Raw genomic sequence first — 18,089 nt, 5'->3', positions numbered from 1 at the left:
CGGTACAGATCTTGCTCGGCCACACGAAGCTCGAAAGTACCGTACGTTATCTAGGCATAGAGGTAGATGACGCACTAGAATTAGCGGAGCAGACTGAAATCTAACAGTCCATCGCCAACCGCATGGTGTGGGGGGCTGGCCTATGGCTGCGGGGCAAAAACCCATGCAAGACACAGGCTGGCCTGTTTTGAGCCAAAGGGTGAGACCAAAAAATTGCACTTCTTTGGGCATAAGCGAGTAAAACCCAACAACCCTTGAGTGCGCAGCTGGGATTTTCAAGTTAAATGAACAGTTTTAGCCATATTTGCAACTTAGAAGACCCGTCGTTTTCAACATAAATGATCAAAAGCCAGTAAGTCGTTGATTTATCGAGGACGCCGTTGTCAGGTTCGTTGCAACTCGACACAGGGATCGCCGTCAGCTAGCGATCAGGTATCAGCCTGCGGCCACATGCCAAGCTAGACAGTGATTTCAGTGCTCGTGCTCATCCAACACTAAATGCACCAGCCCTTTTTCAGTCGCAAGGCCGACCTTGACCCCCACAGGCAGGGTAATCTTCGTTGAGACATGCCCAAACGGCAATCCAGTGATGACCGGGATTTTGTAAGTTTTTCTTATGTACTTGATCACGGCAGGTAAATCGTAGCCTTGGTCATGCGCGGCGAGTCGATAGTCTGTAAAGTGCCCAAATATCAACGCTTTCTGCTTACCCAGAATGCCCGTCTGATGCAGTTGATTAAGCATCCGTTCAACACGATAAGGATGCTCATTGACATCTTCCACAAACAGGATGCCCCCGTTGATTTTGGGCATATACGGCGTACCGATCAGTGCGCACAGCGTCGTTAAGTTGCCGCCCCATAAAATGCCCCGGCAATCGGCGGCATCGGCGTCTAGCGTCTCGAAACTAAGAATTTCAAGCTCACCGCGCATCGCTTCACCAAATACTTCTGCGGTGAGCAGATCTAATTTACTGGCCCCAAAGTCAGCACAGGCCGTTGGCCCGACATAGCTGGTCGCCCCTGTCTTGGCTAACAAAGCCAGATTGAATGCGGTGAAGTCGCTCTGTCCGATAAAGCGTTTACCAGAATCAGCAATTGCTTTGAAATCGAGTTGCGGTAGTAACCGTGTCAAGCCATAACCACCGCGGCTTGCCATGACGATCGGTAACTTTTGTTTGATCGCTCGGGTGAACGCGCTTAAGCGTTGCGCTTGCGAACCAGCGAACCGCTGGTTGACAGCTAAAGCCTGCCGATCAACAGCTACCTTGTAGCCGAGCTTGCTGAGTCGTACTGAGGCACGTTCAATCGTTTTGGGATCTGCCACCGCGCTCGACGGAGAAATAATATAGATGCCATGGGCATCGGGTGCGGCGTAGGTCGTCATGAAGGTATGTTCTCGTATTCAATCCATTGAAAGTCGTCCGTATCATAGGGCATATCAGCGCGGTGCATGAATCATCGACACACCAAGCACGATCAGCCCTTGATCATGAGCGTTAATCTCAGCTGTCTGGGTTCGCCTGGGTGGACGGTGATGCCACTGGGCACCAGCGGCGAAGCGGGCGACACTCGGTAGTCTTGCGCGTAAGCAATATCATAATATTCTCGGTTAAAGACATTCAACACATCCAAAGCAATCGCCGTATTTGAATCAATCTCATAGTGCAGCCGAAGATTGGTTAAATTGGTTGACGGTGCCATCAGCGCGCCATCTTGAGTGAGCGGATATGCCCCGATATAGCGATATTGAACACTGCCCGTCCAAGGCCCATATTTGCCAAATACGGCAGTGATTTGTGCGACTGCAGGCGGCGCGTTGGGGATCAGACTGCCCGATTGACCGTTCGCATTATCAACGTTGTAAGATGCACGCGTCAGTGCCAAATCGGCATGTAGTTTCAACCAACGGTTGACGGTGAGCTCGTTATTCCATTCAAGCCCATAGCGGTGGCTGGCGTCGTTGGGCTCGGTGGTGCCTGAATCGGCATCATAGACCAATTCAGAGCCGCTATCGAGCTGCCACAATGCCACCGAGCTTTTAAGACCGTCAAAAAACTCTGTGCGAACACCTAGCTCTTGCCCGAAGGTCTTGACAAGTGCTGGCACTTGAGAAGCCGGTAACCCGGTTGTTGGATCCGTTTTATAAATCACCCCGCGTGCATCATTGCTATGGATGCCTTGGCCGATATTAAAGAACACTTCGGTTTTCTTCCATGGGCCAAAAATCAAGGACAGTTTTGGCGACACGGTCGCAGCAGATGCATGACCCGTGTTTGATGCAAGGGCATCAGCAGTCAAACCCATACTCGTGTAATCAACACGCGTGCCAACGACGCTTCTTAGCCAAGGTGTCCAGCCAGTCGTATTTTGCAAATAAAGGCCCGTGATGCTCTGATTAACTTGGTCATCAGATACCGTGCTGACGATGGCGCGCCCCACGGTGTTGGCTAAGCCAACACGAATACTGTCATAGCGCGTTTGCAAACCGATCTCTGTCGTCGAGTCATGTCCAAAGAAGGAATGATGCCAGCCACGAACAAGGCCGGCACCCATGAAGTTGCGATTTTCAGATTGATGAAACTGATCGCCATTGACTGGATCGTTTTCATAATAGGTGAAGTTTGACCAGAGATTTAGGCTGTAGTGCTGCAGAAAGGCGTTGACTTTGGTGTAGCCAGTGCTATCTCTCTGATGCCATTCTGTTGCGAGCAGCGCTCGCTCGGTGTTGCCTCCATCGGTCGGATCCAACGCTGAATACCGGCTTAAGCTTGCGTCTTCGATCAAGGATAACGGCACCTGATCGGTCGACGTCCAGTTCGCACTGTAATACGCCACATCGACCGACCAACCACGATCTCGTGTCCCGTCAGTCAGTCTGAGTAAGGCGTTCGTTTTTTGCAACCCTTCGGGGGTGCTCCAAGGGCCATTGGCCCGCTGTATTTCGACCGCACCCAACAACACTGGCCCCGATTGAACCGCATTGGGATCAGCAGCAGGCTTAAGGAAAGTCGACCCCGCGAACAAAGCACGGCGATACCCGAAGGCACCAAAGGTCAGATTAGCGATATTTTGGTCGAGGCTGGATCGATAATAAATATCGGCCGAACCTGCCGATGAAAAATCGCCGGTGTTTGCGAAATACGGGCCTTTGCGGTAATCGATGTGATCCACTAACTCGGGGATCAAGTAGTTCAGATCGGTGTAGCCTTGGCCGTGCGCGTTGGTCGGCAGATTGACAGGCACCCCTTGGATCGTGGTCGCAAAGTCTGTCCCGTGATCCAAGTTAAATCCACGCAAAAAATACTGATTAGCCTTGCCGTCACCGCTATGCTGTGTGACCACCATCCCCGGTACTTGATCCAACACATCCCCGGGGCGCAGGAGTGGCAAATTTGTCAGCACTTCATCTGAAATCACACTGGCCGACGCCGCGTCAGAACTTTCAATCGAATTGCTGAGCTGCGCCTGAACTTGAATGATCCCTAAATTTGAACGTGACTCAGACTGTGCACACACCGTGGCACAAACAAGATAAATGACAGCGGCGCACGTGACTCTCAGCTTTTTGATCACTTGAAATCCGGCAACTCAACGCTCGAATAAAGCGTATTGAGGGATCCATACGCTTGTCAGTAACTATAACAAAAACCACCGAGGCGTCAAACAACAAAGAAGACAACAAAGACGGTTACTCGGGCTCAGTGACAAAACCGACTTTCGTCAAGCCCGCTCGTCGGGACGCGGCCAGCACTTGAGCGACATATTCATACCTCACCGCCTTATCAGCCCGCAGATTAATCTCTGGTTGAGGATTCGTCTGCGAGGCTTTCACGGCCTCGCTATTGAATGTCGGTAAGTCGATCGCTTTCGCGTTCCAAAAAATCTGCCCTGTGGCATCGATCGAAATTTGAATCGACTCGGGTTTGACTTCATTGCGTGCGCTGCTCGCCTTGGGCAACTGTACTTTGACCGCATGTTGCACGACCGGCAAAGTAATCATAAAAATAATGAGCAGCACCAACATGACATCAACCATCGGCGTCATGTTGATTTCGGCCATGATCCCATCGTCGTGGTCGTCGCTTTGTAGATGAAAGGCCATGGTTACTCCTCTGAGGGGATACGTGCGCCGGTCACAAAATAGGTCAGTAAGTCATTACCAAACCGATTGATATCGGCAACCGTCAATTTATTTGCGCGGTTGATGGCATTGAATCCCAACACGGCGGGGATGGCGACGGCTAACCCAAGGGCGGTCATGATGAGCGCCTCACCGATGGGGCCAGCGACCTGATCAATTTGGGCGCTACCCGAGGTGCTGATCGAGATCAGTGCATGATATATGCCCCAGACCGTGCCAAACAAACCGATAAAGGGGGCAGTGGCCCCCGTTGATCCGAGAAAGGTCATCCCTCTCTGCAATTTCGTGGTCATCCCATCGATACCCGCCTTGATTGCACGTGCCATCCACTCAGCGTAGTTCAGGGTTTGCAACAACTCTCGATGTTGAGCAGATTGATTTTGATGATGCGCGGACGCTGCCGTTGCGGATACCGCGAGTTGGTAATAGGGATGATTTGCCCGTCCGGAGAAGCAAGCCAACCCCTCAGTCAATGAGGTTGCTCGCCAAAATTGCTCGATCTGTGGCTTGAGCTGTTTGAGCTTTCGAAGCTCCCAAAACCGAGTCAGTATGATCACCCAAGTGACGATCGAACCTGCCAACAAGACTAGGGCGATGAAACGGGTGATCCCGTCGCCTTCCGACCAAAGATTTGCCATGCCGAATGCTGTGTTCATGATTAGTTCTTTAAATTGAATTTAACAACCAGATTGGTAGATACTTTTGTTGCAACCCCATTAACCAAATAGGGCTTAAACCGATAACGACGGCTGATGGCTAACCCGGCCTCATCTAACCGCGGATATTGACTGCCCCGCACAAGCACAGACTCAATGACGTTACCCGTTTGATCAATGGTCATTTTGACCATCACTTGACCTTGCTCCCCCGTCCTTTTTGAAAATGAGGGGTAATACTTATCCGCATCGGGCAACTCAAGCACGACCAGCTTGCTGATTTCAGTGTGCACCGGGGTGTCGCTCATGGGCGCATCTGCCTGAGGGCTAGGTGGTGCCGGTTGAATGGCCGTCTCGCTGACGTTCGATTGAGGAGGTGACTCATCTGCCCGCGTCGTCACCGGTCTTGGGTGGGGTTTATTGGGTGGTTTAACGACCGGATGTGGCAAAGCTGGTTGCACCATTTTTGTCGCAGGGGCCGGGTCACTTTGTTCGACCCTTTTCACCGGCTCGGGCATGGGTGGCACCGTTGTCGGCGCGGGGGCTGCTGTTGGTGGCGCAGGTGATGTCGTAGGTGCTGTCGCAGGGGGGCTCACCAAGGATACCATCATGCGATCCTCCTCAATTTTCACGGGTGAACGGGTGCTATGCAAAAGCACCGCCGCGACCAGCACATGCAAGACCAGCACGACCAGCATGCTAACGCTTTCCACTTTATTGAACGGAAAGCTCTCATTAAAACGATGCAAAGCAATTGACACTGCTCAATCCCAAAAACAATATTGCCCAAACAACAGACGGTCATTGATCATTAAAAATACTTCGTCACGCCAGCAAATAATTGTCGACGAGCCCCATAAACAGGCGCAAACACACCAATGCCACTACCATCTCGGATCTCGTAGATCCGATCAAATATATTGTTCACTGCCAGACGGACTTCCATGGGCCCAATCGAAGGGCTGAAATCAATCTTTCTCGACACCCCAGCATTAACAACGGCGTAAGCAGGCAGTGAGTCAGTATTGGCAAAACCGCTGCGCAATCCTGTACCAAAAAACATAGAGGCACTGAACTTAGTCCCATCCAACAAATAAGAGCCCCCTGCTGAAACAGTCAAACTCTGCTCATGATCCACATTGATCCAGTTGTTAGCGGCATATTGCAACGTCGCCTGATCGAAAAGGTACTGACTTGAGATAATGTTCGTCGCCGTGCTGACATTGGCGGCCACATTCAGATAGGCAGAGAGATTTCCTTCGGCGTAATGGTTGCTCCACTCAACGCCATAGCTCTTGCCTTGCTCATAGTTATAAGGCGTCAAGATCAATGATGGACCAAACTGCCCTTCGTCGAGGGTGTTGAACGATTGCTTGTAATACGCGTCAAGACCCATCGAGAAGGTTTTGGTAAACCGATGCGTGACGCCAACATCAAAGTAATTGGCCGTCTCAGGTTTGACGTCTGAGTTTTGTCCAGGCACCGCCGCCGTCGTGTTCGCAAACAACGCTTGTGTTTGCGTCGACACCAATTCAGTGGGTGGTGGCGTAAAGTAACGAGCATAGCCAACGTGGAAGGTGGTTTGTTTAGTCGGCTGAAAAACCACATTAATTCTTGGACTCAGTTGCTGCCCACTGACGTAGGCATTGAAATAGTCATATCTGGCCCCGTAATTAACCGTCCACTGATCATTTAAAGTCCATTGATCCTGCAGATAGGCGCCCAGCTGAACGTTACCGTTTTTGATCTGATTGTCGACAATATTGAAAGCCGGTGTCGTGATGGCCCCACTGACAGGATCCAAACCAAACACCGTCGCTGTATTGCTCGTGCTCACATTTTCTACACTACCTGTCAACCCAAAACGCAAGGTGTGCGCCTCATTGAGCTGATATCGGGTGTCCTGCTGTACCCCGTCGATTGATGAGCTTTTAAACACATCGGCCGCTGAGCCATTGAACGCCAAATTGGCGTTGACATCCGGCATGTAATGAATGCTTGAGTAATGATGAAAATACGAAACCTGATAATCAAGGGTATCGCTCACGAATTTTTGCAAACCCAAGATCACGTCATAGTTTTGCTCAAGCTGCTGATCATTCACGTTGAGTGAATCATAGCTTTGCAGATGACTCGGGAACCCGGTAATACTTTGCGCATAAGGGTTGGTACGACTAGCATTCTGAAGGTTGTAATAGGGATTGGTCATTTGTGCCGCATCGCCTGACCCTAGACCCGCTTGATTGGGGATTTGAAAGCGACCGTTGTAAAACCCTGACATGAAATTGAGCTTCGTGTCACTATCGAGTCGATACGACAAATAGGTAAAGGCTTTTGCTTGTTGCGTCTGATCGTGATTAGCCGTCAGCCCGTCCGTCGGGTTACCAATCCCCAGATTGTTCGTGAGGTAAGAACCAGAGAAGTAATAACTCAACTTGCCCTCGGTTCCACCCCATTGGATACTCGGCAAGAAGGTGTTGTTACTACCGCCAAAAATACTCATCGATCCGCCGGTCTCAAAGAGATCTTTGGTCGTTATCTCGACGACGCCGGCATGATGTACCCCATACTCTGCAGGCAGAGCGCCTGTTAACAAATCAATGCTTTGAGCGAAGCGGGTATCGATATTCTGACCAAAAACCGTGATGCTTTGAGGCAAAATAAAGCCATTGATGCGGTATTGAACGTTGGCATGATCGCCTCGCACATGCACTTGTCCCCACACATCCTTGACCACACCCGGTGCTTGCAACAGCACGTCGTCAAACGACGTGTTTTCGCCGAGCGGCAAACTTTCTATCTCTTTGGCTGTTACGCGATAGTTACTGACCCCCTTTTCAACAGACACCGAATTGCGCGGGGTATCGTTTGCGTTTGAAGTAATTTCTAGAGCAGAGGTGTCGTCGATACCTACCTCTGCTGCCCCGCTGGCAGCACTCAAAACGCACACCAACATGAACGTGGCTGCTAGCGCTGATTGTTCTGTTGTCTTCTTATTACCCATGCCTTCACCTTAAGATCAGCCACCTTTACCGACAGGATTAGCAACTGAAATACAGATCACACTGCATCGAATGCAGCACGTCTCAGACGTTTACTTCAGACGAGGTGATAGGGAGGCGCGCGCGCGTGATAGACGCGGTGAAGGTGAGAGGGATATTGAAGGATGGGTAGATGACTCGCGGTATCTTGGGCGAATACCAGCAAGGTGGCTTCAAAATCGGGCGAAAGTAACCCAGCAGCCAAGAGCAAATCGTCAAGCAACTGACAGGCCGACTTGGCCGCCTGAGCGTCTACACCTTTGCTCTTTTCGATACTATCGAAAATCGTCGTTACTTCTGACGCTTGAGTCAAGTGCGAGGGGTGGGCATGAACAACACTGTGAAACAGACCAAGGCCTTGAACCCCTAAAACCGACACACAAAGCAATAGCGTGGCAAGGGCGACGTAGCCCTTAGCCAACAATACGTTGCGAATGCTTTGAAATGAAGGTGTCACTGATTAACCAGCCTTTTTGACGCTTTTTGACAAAAAATCGGTGAGCGTCTCACCTAGTCACCCACTTATTATGCCACCAACGAGGGGGCGACGGTCAATAGCGCTATCCACGTCGCTGTCTAAAAAACTGTGTCAGCACGTCTGCGCAAGCAGCCCCCATCACCCCGCCGATGACGTCAGCGTGATGATTTAGCCGACGCTCAGCAGATAAGTCAATCACACTGCCACAGACACCCGTTTTAGGATCTCGCGCACCAAAGACAACTCGTTTGACCCGCGCATGCATGATTGCCCCCATGCACATGACGCAGGGCTCGAGCGTGACATACAACGACGCATCAGGTAATCGATAATTCTGCATCGCGAGGGCCGCTGCCCTGAGTGCCACCACCTCAGCGTGTGCCGTTGGATCGTGCAAAGTAATGGTCTGATTGAATCCCTCGGCAATGACCTCACCCACTTTATTGACAACGATCGCACCAACCGGGACCTCACCCCTTAATTCAGCACGCCTGGCTTGCAAAAGCGCGAGACCCATATAGTGTGCATCGTCGGCATCACTCATTGACTGTGAGCCTTCCATCACCATTGGCTCGGCCATGACAGTTGCTTATCCACGATATTGACGTGATTTTAAGGCAACACGGCTAGCCAAACTTGTCAACGCTTCTTCGAGCCATTGGTAGAGCTCTGCGTCCTCGTCATAGCGTGCCTGATTCAAGTTTGACACCCGACCATCCTCAATAAAACCCCAGGCACGACTGCGTTTGTCGCGATGCTTGGGATCCCAAACCCCGAAGGCATAGCCCCCTCCCCGTTTAACCACTGAAAAGCAAGGGATATCGGTGTAGCCATCACCAACAAAAACCATTTGATCAAACGGAACTCTCAAACGATCTTCCGCGACCTTGCGATTAACCTCAAACGGCTTGCCTGCGTATGCAGGTCCGACAATCCCTTTCTGGATGTGAAACAAATAACGCGTCTTGTCGGTGAAACTCACTATCCGGCGAGGGAAGCTGATCGCACCTATTTCGTCATAAATAAACTCAGACGCCCAGATATCCGTGAACTCTTTTGCAATCGGGGTATGGCGAACAACATCGCCAATGCCGCTTGAAATCAAATAAAACTCAAGTTGTACTTGGGGATGCCTTTTACGTACTTGTTCACGCAAACGAGCAAATAACGTATCAACGCCAACATGAAGCGGCAAATGCTTGCCCCACTGAATCAGGTCGGCCTGTTTGATGGCATGACCGTCGCCCGAGCTGGCGACACGGGATTTAGACAACTGGATCATTTCGTGCAAATAGGCCGGCACGGGATCCCAATCCTGACTCAGCAAGGGATCGACCTTGCCCGACCAGAACTGTTGGGTATCGACCCCAATCGACTCAAGAAAACCAGACGTACTGTCAGGCGCAAGCGTATCGTCAAAATCAAAAATCAGGGCAATGACATCAGACATACAGTAGATTCTCAGGGAGGAGGATAACTTCGTTTTGTTGCGCGAGGCGTCGGTTTTGCCCCAACGTTCACCACGAATGCAATATTATTCGCTTTTAGGTGAATACTTACCCATGAGCAATACAGAAATTCGTCCCGACCAATCGATTGAACTGCTGAAAGCCCTGCATATTTTGACCCGCGATGGCAAGCTCAATCAGGATAGTCGGCGCAAACTCAAACAGGTCAATCACCTCTACCAGTTTATTGAGCCTTTGCTCAAAGACCTTGCGGTGTCAGACCCCACCTTCACCGTCGTGGATCACGGTGCTGGCAAATCCTATCTCGGTTTTATGCTGACCGACCTTTTTTTACGCCACCATGCGCCTCATGCGAATATGGTGGGCATTGAAACCAGACCTGAATTGGTGACCCGTTCAGCGCAGTTGGCAAAAGCACTTGGGTTTGAACAAATGCAGTTTCTGCACTTGTCCGCCGCCGCATCGATCACCTCGGACGTCTTACCGTCAACCGTCGAAATGGTGACTGCCTTGCACGCCTGCAACACCGCTACCGACGATGCGATACGCTTTGGCCTGGCGAAAAAGGCCAAGCACTTGGTGCTGGTCCCTTGCTGTCAGGCTGAAGTGGCTTCCGTGCTGAAAAAGCACAAGGCTCGACAACTCAAAGATCCGCTGGCAGAAATTTGGCGCCATCCCATTCACACCCGTGAGTTCGGTAGCCAGGTAACGAATGCGTTAAGGTGCTTGCAACTCGAGGCGAACGGCTATCAAGTCACGGTCACCGAATTGGTGGGCTGGGAGCACTCGATGAAAAACGAACTCATTATTGCCACTCGCAAAGGTTCAGCGAATCAGCATGCGGCAAACCGCCTGCAAGCATTGCTCGAGCGCCTGGGTCTAGAAGAATTGAACGAACGCTTTATGACTCAATCCAGCCAAGAGGTAACCGTTTGAAGCCAGACTTAGCGCAAACCCAACGGCCAAGCAGAAAGGTATTAATTGCGGGCTGTGGCGATTTGGGATTACGCATTGCAGCCCTGTTGCTTGAAGATCCGCAGACAGAGGTTTGGGCGTTACGCCGTCAGGCTCCAACGACCACTGGGGATACGCAGACATCTGCCCCCCTCGCGCGACTTTGCTGGCTTCAAGCTGATCTGACCCAGCCTGAAACCTTGACACAAATACCCCCGGACGTGACTCATCTCGTCTATGCTGCTTCGGCAGACGGTCGAAACGAGGATGCCTATCGTGCGATTTACCTAGCCGGCCTGCAGCATATCGTGGCAGCTTGCCACAACCCGCAACTCAAACGAGCCATTTTTATCTCATCGACGGCCGTCTATGGCGATCACGGCCATGACTGGGTGGATGAGACAACGGTGAGCGCGCCACCATCGTTTAATGGGCAAATCATGCTTGAGGCTGAAGCATGGCTAGCCCGCGAGAGCAACATCCCAAGCACCGTCAGTCTGAGGCTGTCCGGCATCTACGGGCCGGGTCGGCAATATCTGACGAACCGGTTAAGGGATGGATTGGTTACAGCCCCGGCTGCAGACCAACATTGGGTCAATCGCATCCATATTTCGGATGCAGCCAGGGCGGTGGTACACGTGATGAGCCTGACTAAAGCGGATGAGTGTTATCTTGTCACTGACTGCCAACCGCTGCCAATGCGGGTGCTCTACGAAGCCATGGCAGCAATGGTCGGTGGGCCTGTCCCCGCACTTGGGCCAGCGCCTGCGTCGGTTGGCAGCAAACGTCTGTCGAATCAGCGTCTGAGGGCGAGCGGCTTTACCTTCGATTGGCCAGACAGCCGACTCGGGCATGCTGCATTGTTGCAGAACGACAGAATCTTGACTGGTTCGACCACCTAGTCACCGGGCTTGACGTGCAAACTGTCAAGTAGGATAGGTGACTGACAGGATATCAAGCTCGTCAATACCGGCGGGGGTTCGCAAGATCACCGTATCGCCCTCTTTGGCTTTGTTTAATGCACGCGCCACGGGGGAAATCCAACTGATTTTTCCGTTCAAGGGTTCGGCTTCGTCGACACCAACGATGGTGACCCGATACTCCTCGCCAGCTTTGTCGACATAGTGCACGCTTGCCCCGAAAAAAACCTGGTCTCGATGCATTTGCAAAGCGGGGTCAACGACCTCAGCAATGGCAAGCCGCTTGGTGAGAAAACGCATACGACGGTCAATTTCCCGCAAGCGCTTTTTACCGTAGAGGTAATCGCCGTTCTCAGATCGGTCGCCGTTAGAGGCGGCCCAAGAGACGACTTGCACCATGGCGGGACGCTCTTCGTTCATCAGGTGTTGCAACTCGTCACGCATCGCAGCGTAGCCACCAGGCGTTAGATAGTTTTTTGTCCCAGCAGGTAAGGTTAAACCTGCTGGGATGTCTTCATCCTCATCTTGCGAGCTCTCTTTGACAAACGCTTTATTCATTTGAAGCCCAGGATCAAACCTTGAGATGTTGCCACACCGGTGTCAGATCGGCAGGAAGCATCGGCAAACTGCCCAGGTCATGCTGGCTCTCGTTGGGGCAATGAAAGTCTGAACCGCAAGACGCAAAAAAACCGTACTGTCTTGCCACGTTCGCGTATTGAACATACTGGGCAGGGGTGTGGCTACCAGTCACTACTTCAATCCCCTGCCCGCCAGCCGCTTTAAAGCAATTAAAAAAGGCATCGAACTGGGTTTCGTCATAGCGATAGCGGCCTGGATGGGCAACCACTGCAACGCCACCAGCCCCGGTGATCCACCCGACTGCCTCTTCTAGTTTGGCCCACTGCATGGGGACGTAAGCCGCGCCATCATCATGCAGGTATTGGTTAAATACCGCTTGCACGTCTTTGAACTTGTCTGGATACGCTTGAGCAAGGTAGCGGGCAAAGTGCGTTCTGCTGATGAGTTCTGGGTTACCCACGAACGACAGAGACCCTTCAAAGGCCCCAGGCATGCCCAGGGCCGCCAGCTTATCACTCATCTGACGCGCACGGGCCGAACGGCCGTGACGAGTGCGTTCGAGCCCTTGAAGCAATGCTGCATTTTCTGAATCGATGCCCAATCCCACAATGTGCACGGTCTGACCAGCCCATGTGACCGAAATTTCAACACCACTGACATAACGCATCCCCAGCATTTGCGCCGTTTTTCGCGCAACCGCCTGACCACCCAGTTCATCGTGATCGGTCAGCGACCAAAGCGTCACGCCTCGGTCAGCCGCTCTTCGTGCCACGGCAGCAGGATCCAGACTGCCGTCAGAGACAGTCGAATGGCAGTGTAGATCGGCACAAACGATGGCTTGATTATTCATAGAGAAACGCCTTAATGGCGTCGATTTGATCTGTTTGAATAAAGGTAGGCGCATGCCCCACCCCACTAAACTCAACCGCACGAGCAAGCGGATTAATCGATAACATTTTCGCCAACGTATCCGTCGATAGCAAGTCTGAGTCTGCGCCGCGAGTAATTAACACGGGGCCTTTGTAGGACGCGTAAGAGGCCCACATCATCATTTCACCCTGCGCGACCAGCGCTGGGCTCATCGACTGAAATGGGATTGAAATATCCATGTCGTAGTGCTTAATCCAATGCCCCTTATCCTCAATAAAATAGTGTCGAGCGAGCGAGCGCCATTGATCGTCACTATGAGGACCGAAAGATTGCGAAACAATTTTAAAATAATTAACGGCCTCATCAAAACTTGCTAGAGCCACTTGTGCGCCGACATACTCACCAATTCTGGCCAGCGACTCGGGCTCGAGATGAGGCCCGACATCGTTTAGGACCAATCGATGAACCGGGTAGTCAGCGGCAGGAATATTGACATCGAGTGCGGGACCGATCCGCTGTGTGGCACGGGTCGTCACCGAAGCCTCAATCGCCCCCACGTAGCCCATCCCGATCAACCCCCCCATTGACGTACCTACCCAGTCCAGCTGTTTTGGCTGAACTTTATTGAGCAAACTCACCATGTCTGCCACGTACTGACCTACATGATAAAGCGACGGGTTCAACAAGCGATCGGATAACCCCCGACCAACAACATCTGGGCAAATCACCCGATAATCCTTGGCGAGTTCACTGGCGAGTGCATCAAAATCTCGCCCATTTCTCGTCAATCCGTGCACGCAAAGTACCATCCTGGGGTTCTCGACATCGCCCCAATCCCAATAAGCCATGCGATGCAAGCCAGCAGAGCTTGAGCACGTAACGGCGTTCAGACGAGGGCTGGTCATGTCTTATCCTATGAATGATGCGATGCAGGTAGCTTCAATTGTAGTACCTGCACACAGAGTACAACGTGTTGACGGCTGGTGCGACTCGCAGAACAGAGCAGATCAGACGACGCCGTTTGAGACCACCCGATGTCAGGCAGCGCTATTGGGTAAAGCCTTTCTTTTTTAGCCAAGCTTCAATGACATCGGCGACCTCCACGTTATTTCTGTCCATCATCATCATATGTGAATTGCCTTTGATACCGACGTTAGGCAAGTTGACGACATCTACCGAACCACCCGCATCGATGTATTTCTTATTGAGATCCATCTGAGTCTGTCGAATCGACGGCCAGCGCGAATCCTGCTCGATGTAATCACCATAGACTTCCAGTATTGGCGTGTGCCTCAGCGCGGCAGCCTGATTGGGATCCCCGAACCCTGCTGGTTCGACGAGAACTAGCCCTTTCACTTTATCTGGCCGCGCTTGTGCCGCCATCTGACCAAATCGCCCGCCTTGACTATGAACCAGCACCACGCAAGGGCAAACTTTATCGATCAAGGCAATATAAGCGTTCAAAGTAGCGTCGTCTGTGCTTGTCCAACGTGGCACGACCTGACGCATAAAATTCAAATAAGCTTCTGCTGGGAATTGGCTTCCGGGTAGCTGGGTTTGTTCTGCAGTTTCAGCGGTCCAGCGACCAGACCCAATGCGAAAACGCGCCCATGGATTATCTATGGTCAAAAACTGCGGCTCGCTAGGCCAGATTTCGGGCGGAGCCCAACCAGAACGACCGCGTTCGACGGCATCAGAAACATAGGTTTTCCAGCCATGTCGTACAAAGTACTGTTGCCAACCTTCGCGACCATCTGGCGTAGTTTCATAGGTAGCGCCCGTCAAACCGCCGCCATGCCAAAGTAGTATCGGCAACTTTGCCTTGACCGTCTTAGGCGTGAAATACTGAACATACATTTGCTCAACCATATAGCGACCGTTAGGGTCGATTTTTGCTGGTGCGCTACCGGGACTAAACACCGTCTCTTTGATCGGTTTACCTGATATTTCGACGAGCCGCCCACCCACATGAAAAGATCCCATCTCTGAGATATTGAGCGGTGGCATTTTATGTTGTGCAACGACACTCACTGAACTCAGCAGCAAGAAGCCCGACACTACACTCTTAAGTATTTTAATTAGCATGATGAACACCGTCTTCTGAAAGTTCGAGCTTTACGATCGCTCGCGTAGATTTGGATCGTGTCAGTATGAGAGGCAAACCCCATTTTCGGCGCGAGTTTGACAGGAAGAGAACAAGCGAACCTGAATCACCCGTTGCCTAAGAACACTTTACCTCAATTCAGATTCAAGACAAATTAGCGGGCTAGCGTGCCACACGGGTTTCGCTGTGAGTGTGAGCCGCTTTCAATTCGAACCGCCAGACAAAAAGGGCTGCTTGCTCAATTAAGGGTGATGCCAATAACGTCGATGCGTATGTCTCTGCCCTGTCACCGACAAACGCTTGCTCGTCGATGTGGCAACAATTGCGCCGTCGCGATCAGTTCGCCAAAAGGTTGCCCCTGAACGACGCCAGCGACGTTCTACCTCTGGATTCGGGTGACCAAATCGATTGTGCATCCCTGCTTGGACAATCGCGTGGGACGCTAGCATCTGTGTCACAAATGGCATTGACGAAGAGGTTTGAGAACCGTGATGAGGTACGAGTACGACATCGGCCTGTATTGATTGCTCTTTCAACAACCACTGCTCTTGTTCGACACCGATGTCACCGGTCAGAAGCACGCTGTGTCGCGCGCCTTGAATCAACAAGACGCAGCTGCTCGCATTGGATCTGAGCGGCTTACCGCGCAGACGGGCAACCTCGCCCGAAGCATTGGTTAAAAATGCAAAACGGATGCCATCAGTGGACCAGCGTTGTCCGGCCTCACACCGATTTAGCTTCTGAAGATCAAGACGCAAATCCTTTTGCTTATCGTGCCTATCAACGTATTGTGCGACATCAAACGAGCTGCTGATCTGTCGAACAGGGATTGCTTTGAGCAAACTCAACAACCCGCCTGCATGGTCATTATCTTGATGAGAAACAATGACATGATCCAACGCTCGAATCCCTTGGCTACGGAATAAGGGCAATAGCACCCGTTGGGCAGAGTCATAGTCACCCATTTTCAATCCGGTATCAAAGAGCATATTTTTCGTTTTGGTTTGAAGCAAAATAGCCGAGGCTTGGCCAACGTCTGCAACAATCAGTCGCCAGTCACCTGCAGCGGGGCGTTCTGGTTTATAGAGCACCAGCGGTAAAAACCAAAACCAAGCAATCGCTCGCGATGGCGTACCTTTCGGTGCAAGACCGAGTGCCAGTGCACAAATCGCTAACGTGACGACCCAAATTGGCACCGCAGGGAAATCGAACAACAACCAATCAATCTGTGCAACAGCGCGCACGAACACCATGAGCCAGTCAAAGCTAGTATGCGCGACCAGCAACAGGGCACTCGCGATGGGTTGCCCCCCGGGGATCAGGACGAGGATCGCACTGGCCAGAGCGAAGGGCGTCACGACAAAGCTCACCACAGGGATCGCCAAAGCGTTGGCGAGCAACGAACTCGCAGAAAACTGTTGAAACAGGAAGATCAAGATCGGACACAGTGCCACAGAGATTAACCACTGTAATTTGCACGCCTCGATAAACAAACTGACGCCGCGTCGCCAACCGGGTCGATGGTGCTGATGTCGATTCGGGCTTGCACCGCTGGTGCTCGCGTCTTGATTCTTGTCAAGGCCACTTTCCATGCGCTCTGGCCTAGCGTCAGATCCCAGATAAAAAAGCACCGCGACTGCGCCAAACGAAAGCCAAAACCCAGTGGTGATGGTCGACCAGGGATCGATCAGCGAGACCACCAACGCAGCAGTGCACAGCACGCGCGATTGACCAGCGGGGAAACTGGTCAACTGAAACGCGGCCATCGTGCACAGCATAAAGAAGGTTCTTTGTGCCGGCACCCCCCATCCTGCGAGTAAGCAATATAGAAATGCCAACAGGACAGCGCATAACATCGCTATCTTGCTAGCGGCGACGAATTCACACACCGGGTGATGCCTCACTTTGAGACGCTTGACTGACCACATCACCAAACTAGCACCAAGCGCCGCCATCATCGTGACATGCGAACCGCTGATACTAACCAGATGGGTGATACCGGTCAGGTTAAAGATTCGCCAGTCATCTGACGAAACACTGTTCTGATCGCCAATCGCTAATGCAACCATGACGGCACCGTAGCGAGCGTTCATGAGCAAAGCTCGCATGCCGGTTCGAATTTTCTGCCGAATCTGTTCGACAAAGATGAGGGCTTCAAACCCCGCGGGTTTGGCTGATAAAACGGGTTGGCCCCTGACTCGGCCGACGGCGCCAACCGCGCGCTGAAACATCAACGCTTGCGCATCAAAACCGTGCGGGTTCATCAGGGTATGTGGTCTTTTCAAGAGCAAAGCCACCCGCCAGATCTGACCCGGTCGTAAGTCGATTAGCGCACCGCCCGTCTCAGACATGGCCTGGATAGTGCGGGGCCAATTGACTCGAATTGTTGACGGGACGCCTACCGGTGCATCATCCACGACGCGTGCATCGAATTGCAGGCTAACGCCAGCATCCTGAGTCAGAGACGCGATTTGAACATTCAAACGGGTCACATAATTTTCAAGCGACTCGTCAAGACAGTCGTTCAGACGAATCTGAGCTCGGTAACTGGTGTAGGACATCCCCAAGGCAAAGGCAGTAAAAACCGCAAAAGGAATACGCCCCACGCGCAGACGAGCGCTGGTCAAGGACAGACAGTGACAACAAGCGAACAGCACACTTGCCACCAACAAGACCAAGCTAGGGATTAATGCTTCAAGTAAGTGGGTAGTCGCAATCCCTGCTGTGAGACTCAGTGCAAGCAGTCGGCCCATGATCGTTTAGCAAAACGGTCATCTTGCCGCCTTGAAATCTTGAATTCAACGGCACTGTGTCATATTTACGGCGACTTATCGATAGAGCCAGCCGAGACAACTTGTCAGACCAGCCTGACTCA

Annotated in this window: 16 protein-coding genes and 1 pseudogene; 3 read left to right on the top strand and 14 right to left on the bottom strand. The window is 51.9% G+C overall.

Features of this window, described 5'->3' with window-relative positions; all coding sequences use genetic code 11:
* A pseudogene (locus tag AC1W8Y_RS11105) lies at positions 1–104 on the top strand (integrase); the annotation flags it as partial.
* A 367-nt stretch (positions 105–471) separates the two neighbouring features.
* Here AC1W8Y_RS11105 and AC1W8Y_RS11100 read toward each other — a convergent pair.
* The 9 genes from AC1W8Y_RS11100 to AC1W8Y_RS11060 all read right to left on the bottom strand — a co-directional run bounded on the left by AC1W8Y_RS11100 (position 472) and on the right by AC1W8Y_RS11060 (position 9,768).
* The gene (locus AC1W8Y_RS11100) at positions 472–1,386 is read right to left on the bottom strand and encodes an LD-carboxypeptidase (protein ID WP_482014539.1); all 915 of its coding nucleotides are present in this window, start codon (positions 1,384–1,386) and stop codon (positions 472–474) included.
* 92 nt (positions 1,387–1,478) lie between these two features.
* Positions 1,479–3,575 (bottom strand): TonB-dependent receptor, encoded by a 2,097-nt coding sequence (locus tag AC1W8Y_RS11095; RefSeq protein WP_482014538.1) that lies wholly within the window; start codon positions 3,573–3,575, stop codon positions 1,479–1,481.
* A 115-nt stretch (positions 3,576–3,690) separates the two neighbouring features.
* A complete protein-coding gene (locus AC1W8Y_RS11090) occupies positions 3,691–4,104 on the bottom strand; it encodes an ExbD/TolR family protein (protein WP_482014537.1) in 414 nt (137 codons plus the stop codon).
* A 2-nt stretch (positions 4,105–4,106) separates the two neighbouring features.
* Positions 4,107–4,799: a MotA/TolQ/ExbB proton channel family protein gene (locus AC1W8Y_RS11085; protein WP_482014536.1), complete on the bottom strand. Its 693-nt coding sequence runs from the start codon at positions 4,797–4,799 to the stop codon at positions 4,107–4,109.
* Positions 4,800–4,801: 2 nt separating this feature from the next.
* Positions 4,802–5,560, bottom strand: a complete 759-nt coding sequence (locus tag AC1W8Y_RS11080; RefSeq protein WP_482014535.1) for an energy transducer TonB — start codon at positions 5,558–5,560, stop codon at positions 4,802–4,804.
* A gap of 50 nt (positions 5,561–5,610) precedes the next feature.
* Positions 5,611–7,803: a TonB-dependent receptor gene (locus AC1W8Y_RS11075; RefSeq protein WP_482014534.1), complete on the bottom strand. Its 2,193-nt coding sequence runs from the start codon at positions 7,801–7,803 to the stop codon at positions 5,611–5,613.
* A 95-nt stretch (positions 7,804–7,898) separates the two neighbouring features.
* Positions 7,899–8,297: a hypothetical protein gene (locus AC1W8Y_RS11070; protein WP_482014533.1), complete on the bottom strand. Its 399-nt coding sequence runs from the start codon at positions 8,295–8,297 to the stop codon at positions 7,899–7,901.
* 103 nt (positions 8,298–8,400) lie between these two features.
* On the bottom strand, positions 8,401–8,898 hold the full coding sequence (gene tadA, locus AC1W8Y_RS11065) for a tRNA adenosine(34) deaminase TadA (protein WP_482014532.1): 498 nt from the start codon (positions 8,896–8,898) through the stop codon (positions 8,401–8,403).
* Positions 8,899–8,907: 9 nt separating this feature from the next.
* Positions 8,908–9,768, bottom strand: coding sequence for an HAD family hydrolase (locus AC1W8Y_RS11060; RefSeq protein WP_482014531.1), 861 nt, complete (start codon positions 9,766–9,768; stop codon positions 8,908–8,910).
* A 112-nt stretch (positions 9,769–9,880) separates the two neighbouring features.
* On the opposite strand from AC1W8Y_RS11060, the gene AC1W8Y_RS11055 reads away from it, so the two are divergent.
* Together AC1W8Y_RS11055 and AC1W8Y_RS11050 are read left to right on the top strand one after the other, a co-directional pair.
* Positions 9,881–10,723: a class I SAM-dependent methyltransferase gene (locus AC1W8Y_RS11055; protein WP_482014530.1), complete on the top strand. Its 843-nt coding sequence runs from the start codon at positions 9,881–9,883 to the stop codon at positions 10,721–10,723.
* A complete protein-coding gene (locus AC1W8Y_RS11050; protein WP_482014529.1) occupies positions 10,720–11,643 on the top strand; it encodes an NAD-dependent epimerase/dehydratase family protein in 924 nt (307 codons plus the stop codon). Before AC1W8Y_RS11055 ends, AC1W8Y_RS11050 begins: the two co-directional genes overlap by 4 nt.
* Positions 11,644–11,667: 24 nt before the next feature.
* Here AC1W8Y_RS11050 and greB read toward each other — a convergent pair whose 3' ends face one another.
* From greB to AC1W8Y_RS11025, 5 genes are all read right to left on the bottom strand, one after another.
* Complete coding sequence (gene greB / locus AC1W8Y_RS11045) at positions 11,668–12,219, bottom strand: transcription elongation factor GreB (protein WP_482014528.1); 552 nt, start codon at positions 12,217–12,219, stop codon at positions 11,668–11,670.
* A gap of 13 nt (positions 12,220–12,232) precedes the next feature.
* Positions 12,233–13,090 carry a PHP domain-containing protein gene (locus AC1W8Y_RS11040; protein ID WP_482014527.1) on the bottom strand — a complete coding sequence of 286 codons (858 nt, stop codon included), beginning with the start codon at positions 13,088–13,090 and terminating at the stop codon, positions 12,233–12,235.
* Complete coding sequence (locus AC1W8Y_RS11035) at positions 13,083–14,015, bottom strand: alpha/beta fold hydrolase (RefSeq protein WP_482014526.1); 933 nt, start codon at positions 14,013–14,015, stop codon at positions 13,083–13,085. Before AC1W8Y_RS11035 ends, AC1W8Y_RS11040 begins: the two co-directional genes overlap by 8 nt.
* Before the next feature lie 142 nt (positions 14,016–14,157).
* Positions 14,158–15,195 (bottom strand): alpha/beta hydrolase, encoded by a 1,038-nt coding sequence (locus tag AC1W8Y_RS11030; RefSeq protein WP_482014525.1) that lies wholly within the window; start codon positions 15,193–15,195, stop codon positions 14,158–14,160.
* A gap of 261 nt (positions 15,196–15,456) precedes the next feature.
* Positions 15,457–17,967, bottom strand: a complete 2,511-nt coding sequence (locus tag AC1W8Y_RS11025) for a DNA internalization-related competence protein ComEC/Rec2 (RefSeq protein ID WP_482014524.1) — start codon at positions 17,965–17,967, stop codon at positions 15,457–15,459.
* Between the last annotated feature and the right edge of the window lie 122 nt (positions 17,968–18,089).

This window comes from Jezberella sp. (genome assembly GCF_964834465.1).
The sequence above is the reverse complement of the archived record's forward strand: the minus strand, read 5'-3'. Positions and strand labels throughout refer to the sequence as shown.

Bases quoted from the DNA above. Each gene is read 5' to 3' on its own strand.
- AC1W8Y_RS11035 (WP_482014526.1), bottom strand. From the start codon at position 14,015: ATGACCAGCCCTCGTCTGAACGCCGTTACGTGCTCAAGCTCTGCTGGC.
- AC1W8Y_RS11040 (WP_482014527.1), bottom strand. From the start codon at position 13,090: ATGAATAATCAAGCCATCGTTTGTGCCGATCTACACTGCCATTCGACT.
- greB (WP_482014528.1), bottom strand. From the start codon at position 12,219: ATGAATAAAGCGTTTGTCAAAGAGAGCTCGCAAGATGAGGATGAAGAC.
- AC1W8Y_RS11030 (WP_482014525.1), bottom strand. From the start codon at position 15,195: ATGCTAATTAAAATACTTAAGAGTGTAGTGTCGGGCTTCTTGCTGCTG.
- AC1W8Y_RS11075 (WP_482014534.1), bottom strand. From the start codon at position 7,803: ATGGGTAATAAGAAGACAACAGAACAATCAGCGCTAGCAGCCACGTTC.
- AC1W8Y_RS11055 (WP_482014530.1), top strand. From the start codon at position 9,881: ATGAGCAATACAGAAATTCGTCCCGACCAATCGATTGAACTGCTGAAA.
- AC1W8Y_RS11085 (WP_482014536.1), bottom strand. From the start codon at position 4,799: ATGAACACAGCATTCGGCATGGCAAATCTTTGGTCGGAAGGCGACGGG.
- AC1W8Y_RS11060 (WP_482014531.1), bottom strand. From the start codon at position 9,768: ATGTCTGATGTCATTGCCCTGATTTTTGATTTTGACGATACGCTTGCG.
- tadA (WP_482014532.1), bottom strand. From the start codon at position 8,898: ATGGCCGAGCCAATGGTGATGGAAGGCTCACAGTCAATGAGTGATGCC.
- AC1W8Y_RS11025 (WP_482014524.1), bottom strand. From the start codon at position 17,967: ATGGGCCGACTGCTTGCACTGAGTCTCACAGCAGGGATTGCGACTACC.
- AC1W8Y_RS11100 (WP_482014539.1), bottom strand. From the start codon at position 1,386: ATGACGACCTACGCCGCACCCGATGCCCATGGCATCTATATTATTTCT.
- AC1W8Y_RS11090 (WP_482014537.1), bottom strand. From the start codon at position 4,104: ATGGCCTTTCATCTACAAAGCGACGACCACGACGATGGGATCATGGCC.